The sequence below is a fragment of the Geodermatophilus sp. SYSU D00742 genome, assembly GCF_054049935.1.
In genome coordinates, this window is sequence record NZ_JBJGYJ010000044.1 from 14,519 (window position 1) to 28,874 (window position 14,356).

A 14,356-nucleotide genomic window follows, 5' to 3' on the forward strand; every position below is an offset into this window, starting at 1 on the left:
GGGCACTGCCGGTCCTGCACGACCGGCGGTGCACGAGAAGCCCCCGCGATGCACCGGCAGCGGTGGGTCAGAGGGCGGGGGTGGGGGGATCCGGGTCGGGGTCTGCTGCGGTCGGGGGACGGCGTGGTGTGCCGGCCCAGCGCAGCAGGGCCACCGCGGCCCACGCGGCGCCCAGGCACCACGGCAGCCGGACGGCGACGTCCTCGACGCCGAGGTCGCCGCGCAGGCCGAGGAGCAGGACCGGCAGGGCGAGGACGAACCCCAGCGCGAGCACGTCCCAGCGCAGCGGGCTCATCTCCCCGGGGTCTCCAGCCGCTCGCACAGCAGGGAGGCCCACCGGTGCGCCGTCGCGCGGACGCCGTCGAGGAGGGCCACGGGCGTCGCGGTGCGGGCCAGGACCGCCGCCGGGTCGGCGGTGAGGTCGGTGTCCTGCACGATGAGCGCGTCCACGCGGGCCAGGCCGTCGAGCCACGGCCCGACGTCCTCCGGCTTGCGGGTGGCCTCGACCACGGCCCACACCCCGGCGGGGGCGAAGACGGCGACCATCTGCTCCAGCCACGTGCTGCTGCCGGCGCGCAGAGGGGCGTCGACCGCGACGATGGTCAGCGTCCCCGACCGGTCGGTCTCCTGCTTGCGCTCCAGGGCGGCGTCGATGCTGCTGATCCGGTTGCCCTGCGGGGCGAGCGCGGCCAGGTCGCCCCGCGAGGCCCACTGCAGCCGCTCGGCGTCCAGCCGCAGGGAGGCGGCCAGGGAGCGGGCGGCGGCGAGGGTCTCCACGCCCGGGCCCACCACGAGCAGGACCTCACCAGGGCCGGTGGGCAGCGGCGGCGGCGTCGGCAGGCCGGCGGCGAGCGCGCCGGTGAGGGCCGCGTAGGTGCCGCGCTGGGCGACCGCGGCGGCGAATTCCCGGCCGAGAAGCCGCTCCGGCACGCCGAGCTCCAGCAGCCGGCGGACGACGGCCTGCTCGGCCGCGCCCGGGCCAGCCGCCACGGGGCCGCCGCCGTGCGGGTGCTCGCGGACCGACGTCACGACCATCGGGGCGCTACGCCGCCACGTGGCCGCCCGCTTGTCCACCGGCAGCCGGGTGACGGTGGCCAGGCCGGAGGCGACGCCCGACGTGCGCGCCACCTGCCGGCCCGCGCCCGGACGGCCGATCGCCGGCGGCACCGGGGGACGCGACAGCAACGGCGGCACGGCGAGCGCGGTGCCCGGCGCGGGGGGCGGCAGCAACGACAGCGGGGGCAGGACGGTCGTGGCGTCCGACGGGAGAGGCGCGGGGTCGCTCGCGGTCGGGGCGAGCACCTCGGCGACCACCTCCCACTCGTCGGCCTCGGCCTCGGCGTCCACGTAGAGCGGGATCTCGGCGGTGTGCGCCTCGGCGAAGGCGTGGTCGTCGAGGTGACCGTCGGCGTAGCCGTACCCGCCGGCGTCCTGGGTGGCCTCCTCGTGCGCGGCCGAGCCGGTCAGCACACCGCGCAGCAGCTGGGTGAGCGCGGCGTCGGAGGTGTCGTGCGCGAGCGCGGCACGCAGGACCTCGGCGATGGCCTCCTCGCGGGAGGTGATCGGGCCGGTGCTGAAGTCCGGCTCGTGCACCCAGTCGGGCACCCGGGCCGACTCCGGGGCAGCGACCGGGGGGACCGGCGGAGCGGAGTCCGCCGGTGGTGCCTCGGTGGCCACCACCACCGGCGGCTCGGCGGCGACCGGTGCCAGCTCGGCGGTGGCCGGAGGCGTCGGGGCGTCGACCGGTGCCGGGGCCACGGGGACGTCGACCGGTGCCGGGGTCACGGGGACGTCGACCGGTGCCTGGGTCGCGGCGACCGCGGCGGCCGGGACGTCGACCGGGGAGACCGGAGCCGCGGGGACCTCGACGGGTGCCGGGGAGGCCGCGGCCGGCGCGGTCGCCGGGGCAGGGGTGGCGACGGGCGCAGGGCCCCACAGCGTGGCGGACGCCGAGCGCTCGGCGGTCACCGCTGCGGGCTGCGCCACCGGAGCCACCGGCTGCGCCACCGGAGCGGCCGGCTGGGCCACCGGAGCGGCCGGCTGGGCCGCCGGAGCGACAGGCGGGGTCGCGGGCTCCCGTGCGGGCCCGGTCCCGGCGGCGGGGTCCCACGCGGGTGTGGCCTCCGCGACCGGCTCCCACCCGTGAGCCTCCTCGGCGGCCGCCCACGCGGGAGCCTCCTCGGCGAACGGCTCGAAGACGGGGGCAATCGGTGCCGGTGCAGCGGCGGCGACCGCGGCGATCGCCTCGTCCACCGCCTCCCGCACGTCGACGTCCCCGGCGACCATCTGCGCCAGGGCGGCGGTGAACGGCGAGGGCGCCGGAGCAGGCTCCACCGGGGCGGCCGGCCGAGGGGCAGCCGCCGCTCGGCCGGCGGCCGCAGCGGTGGGCCGTCCCGCCGCGCCACGCCCCGGCGCAGGGGTACCCGCCGACGGGGCACGCGCCGGCTCGGGGGCGGCGGCACGGGCCTGGGCACCGGTGCGCGCCGGGGTGCCGGCCGGCCGGCCACCGCGCGACGCAGCGGCCGGGCGGCCGGCGCCGGCGGCGCTGCGCGAGTACAGCCCCACGGCGGGCTCGTCGTCATCGGACAGCAGCCCGGCGACCTCGTCGACGGGGTCCGGCAGCACCGGGGCGCGCCGCAGGGCGGCCTCGATGCGGGCCGCGGACTCGGCCCGGGAGGCGGGCCGCCGCTCGACGGGAGCCGGTGCGATCTCCTCCACCTCGGCGACGTACCGCTCGGTGGTGAAGAAGCCCATGACCCCGCCGGTGCGGACGCGGCGGATCCCGACGATGCGCACGGAGGAGCCGTACTTCTCGCGGGCGGCGGCGATGGCGGCCTCGCGCGAGGCGGCCTCAACGGACGGCAACGGCACCGTTCACCACTCCCAATGACTCGATCTGGGCCGTCCGGGAGACCTCCGTGTAGGAGATCACCGGCAGGCGGGGGAGGATCTGACGCATCAGCCGGGACAGCGCGGCCCGGACCTGCGGGGAACACACGAGCACGGGCGCCAGGCCGACCCGCTCGGCGTCACCGAGCAGACCGGTGCACCCGTTGACCAGGGCGTCGACCGTGCCGGCGTCGAGGGCGAGCACCTGTCCGCCGTCGCTGTGCCGGACCGCCTCCAGCAGCCGCTGCTCGAAGGCCGGCTCGAGGGTCAGCACGTGCAGCCGCTCGTCGGGGGTGACGTACGGGTGGCTGATCGCCGCGCCGAGGGCCGTGCGGGCGGCCTCGACCAGCCCGTCGACGTCGGTGGCGACCTTGGCCCGCACCGACAGTGCCTCGAAGATGCGCACGAGGTCGCGGATGGAGACGTTCTCGTCGAGCAGCCCGTGCAGCACCCGCTGGATCTCGCCGAGGGTGAGCAGCGCCGGGGTGAGCTCCTCGACCACGACCGGGTGGGTGCGGCGGACGGTCTCCACGAGCAGCCGCACGTCCTCCCGGCCGAGCAGCTCGGCGGCGTGCTGGCGGACCACCTCGGCCAGGTGGGTGGTGATGACCGAAGAACGGTCGACGACGGTGGCTCCGGCCATCTCCGCCTGCCGCTGCAGCTCCACCGGCACCCACTTGGCGGCCAGGCCGAACACCGGCTCGCGGGTGGGCTTGCCGGGCAGCCCGTCGAGGGCGTCGCCGATGGCCAGCACGGTGCCGGCCGGGGAGATGCCCTTGGCGGCCGGGACCCCGTTGAGCCAGATGACGTACTGCGACGACGGGAGGTCGAGGTTGTCGCGGGTGCGCACCAGCGGGATGACCAGGCCGGTGTCCATCGCGACCTTCCGGCGCAGCGCCTTGACGCGGTCGAGCAGGTCGCCGCCGCGCGCGGAGTCGACCAGGTCGACGAGGTCGAAGGCCACCTCGAGCTCGAGCGGGTCCACCCGCATCTTCTCGGCGATCGCCTCGGGCGAGTCCGGCCGGGGCTCCTCGGCGGCGCCGGCCTGGGCGGCGGCGTCCTCGTCCTCGGCGGGGGCCTCCATGCGGGCGGCCATGAGCAGGAACAGGCCACCGATGAGCAGGAACGGCAGCTTGGGCAGGCCCGGGATGAGGCACAGGGCGATGGCCGCGCCGCCGGAGATCCGCACCGGCTGCCGGAACCGGCCCAGCTGGGCCAGCAGGTCGCTGCCCATGTCCCCGTCGGAGGCCGAGCGGGTGACGATGATGCCGGTCGCGGTGGACAGCAGCAGCGCCGGGATCTGGGAGACCAGGCCGTCGCCGACGGTCAGCAGCGAGTACGTGGAGACGGCGTCACCGGGCGCCATGCCCAGCTGCATGACGCCCATGGCGAACCCGCCGATGAGGTTGATCAGCGTGATGATGATGGCGGCGATGGCGTCGCCCTTGACGAACTTCGACGCACCGTCCATCGAGCCGTAGAAGTCCGCCTCGGCGGTGACCTCGGAGCGGCGCCGGCGGGCCTGCTCCTCGTTGATCAGGCCGGCGTTCAGGTCGGCGTCGATCGCCATCTGCTTGCCGGGCATCGCGTCGAGGGTGAAGCGGGCGCCGACCTCGGCGACCCGGCCGGCCCCGTTGGTGATGACGACGAACTGGATGATCGTCAGGATCACGAAGATCACCAGGCCGACGACCAGCGACCCGCCGATGACGAAGTGACCGAACGCCTCGATGACCTTGCCGGCGTAGCCGTCGGTGAGCACCAGCCGGGTCGAGGACACGTTGAGCGCCAGCCGGAACAGCGTCGCGATGAGGATCAGCGACGGGAACACGGCGAAGTCCAGCGGCCGCTTGATCTGCATCGAGACCAGCAGGATCAGCAGCGCGGCGGTGATGTTGAAGCCCAGCAACAGGTCCAGCACCGCCGCGGGCAGCGGCACCACCAGCATGAGGACGATGGCCACCACGCCGATGGGGACGGCGGCCTTCGTCAGCTTCTGCACGGAGGAACTCATCGGCAGTTCGGCTCAACCGGGATACCGGGCCGGCGCCGACCGACCCTTCCGTCACGCCCGCCCCAGCGGTCCCGGCCCGGCGGCCCTCCGGGGCGGTGCTCAGCGGCCCGCCGGCACGTCCGCGGAGGTGCTCAGCGGTGCGCGGCGGCGGCCGGCCCGGGGGAGGCCCTCGACGTCGGGGGCCTCGAAGCCGGGCCGGTGCAGCCCGCCCCGGACGCCGCGCGCCGACAGCTGCATGACGAAGGCGAGCACCCGGGCGACCGCGGTGAACAGCTGCGCGGGCACCTCCTGGCCCAGCTCGCAGGAGGCGTGCAGGGCCCGGGCGAGCGGGATGTCCTGGATCATCGGCACGCGCGCCTCCTCGGCCCGCTCGCGCAGCCTCGCGGCGAGCTCGTCGGCGCCCTTGGCCACCACGCGCGGTGCCCCGCGGTCGGCCTCGTACTTCAGCGCCACGGCCACGTGGGTGGGGTTCACCAGCAGGACGTCGGCGGTGGCGACCTCGGCCATCATCCGGTTGCGCGACATCGCCAGCTGCGCGGCGCGGCGCTGGCCCTTCATGTGCGGGTCGCCCTCGGCCTGCTTGTGCTCCTGCTGGATCTCGTACCGGCTCATCTTGAGCTTCTTCATGATCTGCTTGCGGACCACGATGTAGTCCGCGATCGCGATCGCCAGGCCGGTGACGGCCACGACCCGGAACATCAGGACGGCGGAGTCGGTGAAGGTGGCCGCGACCGCCGACAGCGGCAGCGACCCGGACGACGACACCAGCTCCTGCGCCCGGTCGCTGGTCATGACCACCACGACCGCCAGCGCCACGGTCTTGACCAGTGCCTTGGTCGCCTCCCACCAGCCGTGGCCGCCGAACATGCGCTTCATCCCGGGGAACGGGTTGAGCTTCTTGAGGGTCGGCTTCATCGACTTGGTGGACACCGCGACCCCGCCCTGCGCGGCCGTGGCGAGGACGCCGATGGCCATGAGCGCCAGCGCCATCGGCAGCACGGTGGTCAGGAAGGTGCTCAGCGCCTGGCCGAGCAGCGCGGAGACCGCGCTGGCCTCGGGCTGTGCGGCGATGCCACGGAGCTGCACGAACAGCTGCGCCACGCCGTCGAAGCCCGCGCCCACCACCATCGGCAACAGCACGCTGGCCGCCGCCGCTCCCATCCAGGTGCCCAGCTCCTGGGTCCGGGGGATCTGCCCTTCCTTGCGCGCCTCCTTGAGGCGCTTGGGAGTCGGGGCCTCGGTCTTCTCGCCGCCGGGTCCGTCCTGCGCCACGGGTCACCCGCTCCGGAGGGAGACCATGGCCCGCACCGCGGAGTCCAGGAGCCAGTCCAGGGCCGAGGGCAGCAGCGGGAAGGTCAGCCCCAGCAGCGCCAGGGTGAGCAGGATCTTGACCGGGAACCCGAAGGCGAAGATGTTCAGCGCCGGTGCGGCCCGGGACAGCAGGCCCAGGGCGACGTCGGAGAGCAGGAGCACCGCCACCAGGGGCCCGGCGATCTGCAGCGCGGCCAGGAACATCATCGACACGGCGGTGATGAGCACCTGGGCGAGCTGGTCGGTGGGCACGCCGGCGCCGACGGGCAGCCCCTCGTAGGAGGTGGCGAACCCGCGCACGATGAGCAGGTGCCCGCCGCTGGTGAACAGCAGCGTCACTGCCAGGAGGTGGTGCAGGCGGCCGATCGCGCCGCTGGTCGTCATCGACAGCGGGTCGTAGGACGGCTGCATCGTGAAGCCGCCGGAGAGGTCGATGAGGTCGCCGGCGTACTGGACGGCGGCGAACAGCAGTTGGACGACGAAGCCGAGGGCGGCGCCCACGACCACCTCGGTGACGGCGCCGACGACGAGGAAGCCCGCGGTCGGCTCGGGCAGCTCCGGGGCGATCCGGCCCAGCAGTGCCACCGACAGGGCCAGCGCGAGCGCGCCCTTCACGGGGGCCGGGATGGCGCGGGAGGCGAACGGGGGCGACAGCAGCACGAAGCCGGTGGCCCGTGCGGTGCCGAGCAGCAGGGCCGCCAGGGTCGTCGCCGGGACCTCGAGGTCCATGGGCGCCTCAGGTCCGGTCGAGCAGGCGCGGGAGCATCTCGAACAGGCTCTGGGTGTAGCTGACCATCTCGGCCAGCACCCAGTTGCCGGTGACCAGCAGCGCGATGGCGACCGCGATGATCTTCGGCACGAACGAGAGCGTCTGCTCCTGGATCTGCGTCGCGGCCTGGAACAGCGAGATCAGGAACCCCACCAGCAGGGCGGTCAGCAGGACCGGCGCGGCGACCTTCGCGGCGACCAGCATCGTCCGCACCGCGATCTCGGTGACGTCGGCGTCGCTCACGACGACTCCTCGCTGGCGCTCGTCGCCGCCGCTCGCGGCGCTGCTGTGCTCATCGACGAGCTCGCGAGCTCGCTCATCCGTAGCTCCCGACCAGCGCCGTGGTGACCAGCGCCCAGCCGTCGACCACCACGAACAGCAGCAGCTTGAACGGCAGCGACACGATCACCGGCGGCACCATCATCATGCCCATCGACATGAGCACCGCGCTGACCAGCATGTCGAGCACCAGGAACGGGATGAAGACGACCAGCCCGATGATGAAGGCGCTCTTGAGCTCGGACAGGACGAACGCCGGCACCAGCGTGGTCATGCTGACGGCCTCGCGGTCGGCCGGGGCCTCCTCACCGGAGAGCCCGACCATGAGCCCCAGCTCGTCCTCGCGGGTGTTCTCGAGCAGGAACTCCTTGAGCGGGACGACGCCGACGTCGTAGGCCTGGGTGACCGTCATCTGCCCGTTGAGGTAGGGCTGCACCGCGACGTCGTTGATGTCGCCGAAGACCGGGCCCATCACGAACAGCGTCAGGAACAGTGCCAGCCCGGTGAGCACCTGGTTCGGCGGCGACTGCTGCATGCCCAGCGCGTTGCGGGTCAGCGACAGCACCACGATGATCTTGGTGAACGAGGTGACCAGCAGGAGCGCCGACGGCGCGACCGCCAGCACGGTGAGCGCGAGGATGAGCGTGACCGTGCTGCTCGGGCTGCCGCCGCCGACGGAGATGTCCACGCCGCCGTCGACGGCGGGCGCCACCGGGGCCGTGGGGGCGGTCGGGGCGGTGGGCGGGGTGGGGGCGGCGGATGCGGGGTCGGCGAGCAGCGCCAGCACGACGCCGACCAGCGCCGCCAGCAGCAGGACCAGGCCCGCCCGCCGGGCGAAGGGGGCGCCCCGCGCGGGAACGGGGGAGGAGGACATCAGCGGCGGACCGTCCGCTCCCGCAGCTGCTGGACCAGCGTCGTCCACCCACCGCGGTCGAACACCGAGCCCGACAGCGCGCCGGTCGACGACGCCGGCAGCGGCCGGGCCGCCACGAGCGCCTGGCGCTCGGCGATGGCCTCCTCGACGGTGTCGCCGTCGACCTCGGCCAGCAGCGTGATCTGCTCCTCGGTCGCGCCCACGACGAGGACACGACCGGCGATGCGGACGACGTTGACCGAGCTGGCCCGGCCCATGCGCTGGCGGGCGACGACCTCGATGAGCCCGTTGCCCTGACCCAGGCCGCGCTTCTTGGCCAGCCGGGCGGCGAACCACAGCACGCCGCCGACGAAGGCCAGCGAGAGCACCAGCCGGATGATCATCCAGGTCACGGCGCGGCCTCGCCGATCTCGGAGTGGGCGTCGGTGACGATCTCGCTGATCCGCAGGCCGAAGTCCTCGTCCACGACGACGACCTCGCCGCGGGCGATGAGGGTGCCGTTCACCAGCAGGTCGGCCGGGGCGCTGGCCGCGCGGTCGAGCTCGACGACCTCCCCGGGGTGGAGGGAGAGCAGCTCGCCGACGGTCATGCGGGTGCGGCCGATCTCGACGGTGACCTCCATGGCCACGTGCCGCAGCAGGTCGAGGCTGCCGCGCTGGGTGCGCGGCTGGGGGAGGGTCACCTGCAGGGCGAAGGTCGCCTCGACGGTGCCGTTGCCGGCCAGCAGCGGGACGGCGACGAACATGCCCTTGTCCCGCAGCCCGTCCATCGCGGTGTCGGGGTCCTCGGTGCGCTCGGAGTCCACGCGCACCCGGCCCAGCGTGCCGGCGGCGGCCTCGAGGGCCGGGCGCAGCGCGACGGCGACGTCCATCGGGCCGACGGGGGAGTTGGCCAGGGCGTCGACGATCGGGGCGGAGACGACGAGCACGACGTCCCCGCTGACCTCGCCGGAGAGTCGGGCCATCACCGCACCGGCGGCCTCGGCCGGCAGCAGGACGGCGTCGGGGTCGCTGACCGGGGCGCCGGGGATGAGCTCGACGGTGGCCGGCACGTGCGCGGCCGCGGCGCGGGCGGCGGAGGCGACGACGGCGATCACGGTCTCGGAGGCCTGCGAGTGCTCCACGGAGGCGGTCATGCGGTGTCCTTCTGGGCAGCGAGGAGGGTGGGCACGATGGCGGCGGCGAGCCGGCGTCGGTGGTTGCTGGCGATCGCGTAGGCGAACGTCACGTCGTTGGTGGTGACCTCCAGCGGCGCGTCCTGCGGGTGGCGCAGCAGGAGGACGTCGCCCACGGCGAGGGAGAGCAGGTCCTCGGAGGAGACCTCGAGCGGGGTGAACCGCACGCCGACCTCGACCGGCACCTGGGTCAGCCGCGCCGTGAGCGCCTCGGTGGCGCGACGGCGCTTGGCCTGGGCCGACTCGGACAGCTGCGGGGACGCCGCGTTGTTCAGCGCCGGGGCGAACGAGGAGAACGGCAGCACGAGGGTGGCCTCGCCGGCCCGGTTGCCGACCGCCATGGTGAACGTGGCGACCATGACGGTGTCCGAGCCGGCCGCGGCCTGGGCGAGCTGCGGGTTGTACTCGATCTCGCTGAGCTCCGGCTGCAGGCTCACGATGTGCGCGAAGGCGGCGACCCACTCCTGCAACAGCCGGTCGAGCAGGTGGTTGGTGATGGTCGTCTCCATCACCGTCATCGGCCGGTCCGGCTGGTCGGAGGTGCCGGAGCCGCCGAGCATGTGGTCGACGGTGGCCATCGCGATGTTCAGCGGGTAGGCCAGCAGGCCCTTGCCGGCGAGCGGCTCGAGCGTGAACGTCGCGACGAACGAGGGGTTGGGCAGCGAGGCCACGTAGTCGTCGTAGGAGTGCTGCTCGATGCCGAGGAGCTCCATCCGCGCACCGGCGCGCAGCATGGAGGTCAGCACGGTCGTCGCCTGACGGGCGAAGGACTCCTGGGCGATCTGCAGGACGCGGACGTGCTCGCGGGAGAGCTTCGTGGGCCGGCGGAAGTCGTAGGTCCGGGGCTCTCCGCGCCGGCCGGCGCGGGCGGGACCCGATGACGCTGCTGACAGCAGGCCCCGTGCGGGTCCGTTCTCGGGGCGGGTCACGCCCCCCTCATCGGCTGGGGACGACGCCGCCCTGACCGGCGGCGCGGGGCGCTGGCGGTCAGGGCGGACGGGTGTGACGGGTGGTGCGGGGGAGCGCCCGTGGGGCTCCCGCGGGAGCTACTGCGTGACGTACTCGGTGAGGTAGACGTGCATGACCATCGGGACGCCGTCCTCGGTGTAGGCGTCGACGATCTTCTGCTCGAGGGCCTCCTTGAGCGCCTCCCGGGCCGCGGTGACGTCGGACAGCTGGGCCTGCGAGTAGGTGGAGATGACCAGGTCGAGGGCCTTGGAGCCGTCGACGCCACCGCTGCCGTGGCCACCACTGGCGGCGGCCGCGGTGTACTCCAGGGTGATGCCGATCTTGAGGTAGCCGCCTCCGGCGAGGTTGACCGCGATCGGCTCCAGCGCGGTGTACCCGCCGTGTTCCGGGGCTGCGGCCTCAGCCTCCCCGCTGCCGGCGAACAGGAAGAAGTACGCGGCACCGGCGAGCGCGACCAGCGCGACCAGACCGGCGATCAGGATCTTCTTCTTGCCGCCGCCCGTGGCCTCGCCGTCCTCGGGGGTCTGGTCCTTCTTGTCCCGCTCAGCCATGGGTTCCCTCCTGGGCAGTGCCGGCGTCCAGGCCGGGCAGCAGTTCGTTCGCCTCCGCGGAGGCGGTGGACAGGACGACGAGGTCGACCCGCCGGTTGACGGTGATGGCGTCCGGGTCGGTGACCGGCACCAGCGGACGGGTGTCGGAGTAGCCGTTGGCCGCCATGCGGTCCTGCGGGACGCCGTCGCCGGCGAGGTGCCGGACGACGGTCGTCGCGCGGTAGGCCGACAGCTCCCAGTTCGACGGCCACGGGCCGCCGGTGGTCACCGGCAGGTGGTTGGCGTGACCCTCGACCCCGAGGGCGTTGGGCAGGTCGCGCAGGCTGGGGGCGACGGCGTCGAGGATCTGCCGGCCCTCGGGACGCAGCACGGCCTCCTCGGCGTCGAAGAGGACCTCGTCGGCGACGATGTGCACCACCAGGCCGCGCTCGTCGATTTCGAAGCGGGCGGCACCGGCGTGGCCGGCTGCCTCCAGCGCGGTCTCGATCTGCTCGCGGGCCTGCGCGAGTTCGTCGTACTGCGCCTGGGCCTCGGCGGCGACCCGCTGCGCCTCGGCCAGGGCGGCCCGGGCCGCCGCGGCGTCGACCGCGGCCTGCTCGACCGTCGGCTCCGGCGGGATGGCCGAGGCGATGTCCACCGCGCCGGGGAGCCCGTCGAGCACCGACCCGTCCGGGGTGGCGGCCGGGACCACCGAGACCGGCGTACCGAAGGCGTCGGAGAGGCCGCTGGCCAGTTGGGCGAACTTCTCCTTGTCCACCTGGCTCATGGCGTAGAGGACGATGAACAGCACGAGGAGCAGCGTCATCATGTCCGCGTAGGACACCATCCACCGCTCGTGGTTCTCGTGCTCCTCCTCCTCGTGCCTCCTGCCCCGGCGGCGGCCGCCGGAACTCATGCGGCCTCCTTGGCGACCTCACTGGGCGGCACGAGGGAGATGAGCTTCTGCCGGACCGCGCGCGGGCTGGTGCCGGCCTGGATCTCGGCGATGCCCTCGACGAGCAGCTCCATCTGGGCGGCCTGCAGCTCGCTGACCCGGAGGATCTTGGCGCCCATCGGCAGGAACCAGAAGTTCGCGGCCATGACGCCCCACAGCGTGGCGACGAACGCCGACGCGATCATCGGGCCCAGCGCGGACGGGTCGCTGAGGTTCCCCATGACGTTCATGAGGCCGACGATGCAGCCGATGATGCCGATGGTCGGCGCGTAGCCGCCCATCGCGTTCATGAACTTGGCGGCGACCTTGTCCTCGGCCTTCTTGGCGGCGATCTCGCCCTCGAGGACGTCGCGCAGCTGCTCCGGGTCGGTGCCGTCGATGCCCATCTGCAGGCCGCGCTTGAGGAACGGGTCCTCGATCTGCTTGACCTGGGCCTCGAGCGCGAGCAGGCCCTCCTTGCGGGCCTTCTCGGCGAGGCTGACCAGGGTCTGGATCTGCTCGGTGGCCGGCGGGACCTTGGCCGGCATCAGGCCCATCTTGAACCAGACGGGCATCTTCTTGAGGTCGGCCATCGTCTGGCTGGACATCGCCGCGCCGAAGGTGGCGACGATGACGAGCACGATGGCCGGGAGGAACAGCAGCGAGGTGGGGTCGGCGCCCTCGAGGACCATGAAGACCAGGAGGGCGACGAGCGAGACGACGAACCCGATCAGGGTGGCCGGATCCATGGGTCAGCGCTCCTCGCGGGCCGGGAAGCGGACGACGGAACCCGAGGCGTCCTCCGGGGTCGGGGAGATCGGCGAGCGGTAGGTGCCGCGGTCCATGTCGTAGGCCGTGGCGAGGATGCTGGCGCGGTACTCGCGGATCTCGACGAGCACCTCGTCCACGCTCTCGGACACGACGTACCTGGTGCCGTCCACCAGGAACACGACGGTGTCGGGGTGGCCCTCGACCCGTTCGACGAGGTCGGGGTTGAGCGCGAACCGCTCTCCGTTCAGGCGCGTCACACGGATCACGGGTGGGGTCCTCTGGCTCGATCGGAGTGGTACTGGGGGCGACCGCGGCGGCGGTGCCGGTCCGTGGTTGTCATCGGCCTCGCGGCGGTGCGCCTTGAGCCGAACGGGTCGCCTCACCCCACGGGGTGACCTGCGCGGACGCCCCTGGACGGGCGACGGCCCGGCCCCCGTCGAGGGGGACCGGGCCGTCGGGTGACGTGCTGGAACGGCCGTCTCTGCAGGGCCCCGCGCTGAGCCTGCGGAGCGTGGGGGCAGAGAGGTCCTCCGTCAGCGCTTGAGGTTGACCAGGTCCTGGAGCACCTCGTCGGAGCTGGTGATCACGCGGCTGTTGGCCTGGAAACCGCGCTGGGCGACGATGAGGCCGGTGAACTCCTCGGCCAGGTCGACGTTGGACATCTCCAGCGCGCCCGCGGTGAGGGTGCCGGCGCCACCGGCCCCGGCCTCCCCGATGACCGGGGTGCCGGAGTTGTTGCCCACCCGGAACGAGGAGTTCCCCGCCTTCTCCAGGCCGGCCGGGTTGGCGAACGTGGCCATCGCCAGCTGGCCGATCCCCTGGCGCAGGCTGTTGGAGTAGACGCCGACGATGGTGCCGTCGGAGCTCAGCGCGAACGACTGGAGGGTCCCCGGGGCGTAGCCGTCCTGCTCGGTCGGCACCAGGGAGCTGGCCGAGCCGAACTGGCTCAGCCCGTCCAGGTCGATCGCCACCGGCCCGGGCCAGCTGCCGACCATGGTCGCGCTGGGGGTGAAGGAGACCGACGAACCGTTCGGCAGCTTGCCGGAGACGGGGTCGAAGTCCAGCGTGGCGGTGCCGAGGGAGGCGCCGGTCTCGTCGGTCAGGGCCAGGGACCACCGGTGGTCGACCGGGGGCGTCGAGTCGTCCTTGGTGAACGACAGGGTGATCTGGTGGGCGGCGCCGAGCTCGTCGTACATGGTGATCTGCGACTGCACGCCCGCCCCGGCCGCCGCGGCGCTGGAGAGGTTGCCGCGCACGCCGCCGTTCTCGGTCGCCTTCGGCGGCATGACCTGGCCGTAGGGGACGGAGAGGTCGCCGATGGCACCGTTGGTGTCCACGGTGCCGTCGGGGCGGGCCATCCAGCCCTGCAGCACCGCGCCCTCGGGGGTGACCAGCTTGCCGCTGCCGTCGAAGTTGAACGACCCCGCGCGGGTGTAGGTCTGCTCGTTGCCGGCCTTGGTCACGAAGAACCCGTCGCCGCTGATCATGAAGTCGGTGGCCCGCCCGGTGTTCTGGGTCGAGCCCTGGCCGAAGTTGGTGGTGATGCCGGCGACCTTCACGCCCAGGCCCACCTGGGCGGGGTTGGTGCCGCCGCGGCCGTCGGCCGGGGCGCTGCCGTTGCTCAGCACCTGGGACAGGGTGTCCTCGAACACCGTCTGGCTGCTCTTGAAGCCCACGGTGTTGACGTTGGCGATGTTGTTGCCGGTCACGTCCAGCTTCGTCTGGTGGGCGCGGAGGCCGGAGATCGCGGAGAACATGGAACGCAGCATGGGGAGGTGCTCCTCGGTGGGGGCGGTGCGCCGGTCGATGGCGCCGGGGGAGTCGCCGACCTGGCCGACGGGA

Annotated in this window: 15 protein-coding genes; all 15 read right to left on the reverse strand. The window is 73.6% G+C overall.

The window, feature by feature from the left end; all coding sequences use genetic code 11:
- Positions 1–67 precede the first annotated feature (67 nt).
- The gene (locus ACI78V_RS21030) at positions 68–295 is read right to left on the reverse strand and encodes a hypothetical protein (protein ID WP_456854300.1); all 228 of its coding nucleotides are present in this window, start codon (positions 293–295) and stop codon (positions 68–70) included.
- Positions 292–2,871, reverse strand: coding sequence for a hypothetical protein (locus tag ACI78V_RS21035; RefSeq protein WP_456854302.1), 2,580 nt, complete (start codon positions 2,869–2,871; stop codon positions 292–294). Before ACI78V_RS21035 ends, ACI78V_RS21030 begins: the two co-directional genes overlap by 4 nt.
- Positions 2,852–4,891, reverse strand: a complete 2,040-nt coding sequence (flhA, locus tag ACI78V_RS21040; protein WP_456854304.1) for a flagellar biosynthesis protein FlhA — start codon at positions 4,889–4,891, stop codon at positions 2,852–2,854. The genes ACI78V_RS21035 and flhA overlap by 20 nt, the downstream gene beginning before the upstream one ends.
- A 111-nt stretch (positions 4,892–5,002) precedes the next feature.
- Complete coding sequence (locus ACI78V_RS21045) at positions 5,003–6,175, reverse strand: EscU/YscU/HrcU family type III secretion system export apparatus switch protein (RefSeq protein ID WP_456854306.1); 1,173 nt, start codon at positions 6,173–6,175, stop codon at positions 5,003–5,005.
- A gap of 3 nt (positions 6,176–6,178) precedes the next feature.
- Entirely contained in the window at positions 6,179–6,943 is a 765-nt protein-coding gene (gene fliR, locus ACI78V_RS21050; RefSeq protein WP_456854308.1) for a flagellar biosynthetic protein FliR, read from the reverse strand.
- A 7-nt stretch (positions 6,944–6,950) separates the two neighbouring features.
- Positions 6,951–7,226, reverse strand: a complete 276-nt coding sequence (gene fliQ, locus ACI78V_RS21055) for a flagellar biosynthesis protein FliQ (protein ID WP_456854310.1) — start codon at positions 7,224–7,226, stop codon at positions 6,951–6,953.
- 73 nt (positions 7,227–7,299) lie between these two features.
- A complete protein-coding gene (gene fliP / locus ACI78V_RS21060; RefSeq protein WP_456854311.1) occupies positions 7,300–8,136 on the reverse strand; it encodes a flagellar type III secretion system pore protein FliP in 837 nt (278 codons plus the stop codon).
- Positions 8,136–8,519 carry a FliO/MopB family protein gene (locus ACI78V_RS21065; RefSeq protein ID WP_456854326.1) on the reverse strand — a complete coding sequence of 128 codons (384 nt, stop codon included), beginning with the start codon at positions 8,517–8,519 and terminating at the stop codon, positions 8,136–8,138. Before ACI78V_RS21065 ends, fliP begins: the two co-directional genes overlap by 1 nt.
- Positions 8,520–8,524: 5 nt before the next feature.
- Positions 8,525–9,271, reverse strand: a complete 747-nt coding sequence (fliN, locus tag ACI78V_RS21070; protein WP_456854313.1) for a flagellar motor switch protein FliN — start codon at positions 9,269–9,271, stop codon at positions 8,525–8,527.
- A complete protein-coding gene (locus tag ACI78V_RS21075; RefSeq protein ID WP_456854315.1) occupies positions 9,268–10,239 on the reverse strand; it encodes a flagellar motor switch protein FliM in 972 nt (323 codons plus the stop codon). Before ACI78V_RS21075 ends, fliN begins: the two co-directional genes overlap by 4 nt.
- A gap of 117 nt (positions 10,240–10,356) precedes the next feature.
- Positions 10,357–10,830, reverse strand: coding sequence for a flagellar basal body-associated FliL family protein (locus tag ACI78V_RS21080; protein WP_456854317.1), 474 nt, complete (start codon positions 10,828–10,830; stop codon positions 10,357–10,359).
- A complete protein-coding gene (locus ACI78V_RS21085; protein WP_456854319.1) occupies positions 10,823–11,725 on the reverse strand; it encodes an OmpA/MotB family protein in 903 nt (300 codons plus the stop codon). Before ACI78V_RS21085 ends, ACI78V_RS21080 begins: the two co-directional genes overlap by 8 nt.
- Positions 11,722–12,492, reverse strand: coding sequence for a flagellar motor protein (locus tag ACI78V_RS21090; protein ID WP_456854321.1), 771 nt, complete (start codon positions 12,490–12,492; stop codon positions 11,722–11,724). The genes ACI78V_RS21085 and ACI78V_RS21090 overlap by 4 nt, the downstream gene beginning before the upstream one ends.
- Before the next feature lie 3 nt (positions 12,493–12,495).
- Positions 12,496–12,780 carry a flagellar FlbD family protein gene (locus tag ACI78V_RS21095; RefSeq protein ID WP_456854322.1) on the reverse strand — a complete coding sequence of 95 codons (285 nt, stop codon included), beginning with the start codon at positions 12,778–12,780 and terminating at the stop codon, positions 12,496–12,498.
- 267 nt (positions 12,781–13,047) lie between these two features.
- Positions 13,048–14,356: flagellar hook protein FlgE (locus ACI78V_RS21100; protein WP_456854324.1), on the reverse strand; the 1,309-nt coding region annotated here is incomplete at its 5' end.

Excerpts from the sequence above, each read along its gene's own strand:
- fliP (WP_456854311.1), bottom strand. The coding sequence starts at position 8,136 with ATGTCCTCCTCCCCCGTTCCCGCGCGGGGCGCCCCCTTCGCCCGGCGG.
- ACI78V_RS21090 (WP_456854321.1), bottom strand. The coding sequence starts at position 12,492 with ATGGATCCGGCCACCCTGATCGGGTTCGTCGTCTCGCTCGTCGCCCTC.
- fliN (WP_456854313.1), bottom strand. The coding sequence starts at position 9,271 with ATGACCGCCTCCGTGGAGCACTCGCAGGCCTCCGAGACCGTGATCGCC.
- ACI78V_RS21030 (WP_456854300.1), bottom strand. The coding sequence starts at position 295 with ATGAGCCCGCTGCGCTGGGACGTGCTCGCGCTGGGGTTCGTCCTCGCC.
- ACI78V_RS21080 (WP_456854317.1), bottom strand. The coding sequence starts at position 10,830 with ATGGCTGAGCGGGACAAGAAGGACCAGACCCCCGAGGACGGCGAGGCC.
- ACI78V_RS21065 (WP_456854326.1), bottom strand. The coding sequence starts at position 8,519 with ATGATCATCCGGCTGGTGCTCTCGCTGGCCTTCGTCGGCGGCGTGCTG.
- fliR (WP_456854308.1), bottom strand. The coding sequence starts at position 6,943 with ATGGACCTCGAGGTCCCGGCGACGACCCTGGCGGCCCTGCTGCTCGGC.
- ACI78V_RS21085 (WP_456854319.1), bottom strand. The coding sequence starts at position 11,725 with ATGAGTTCCGGCGGCCGCCGCCGGGGCAGGAGGCACGAGGAGGAGGAG.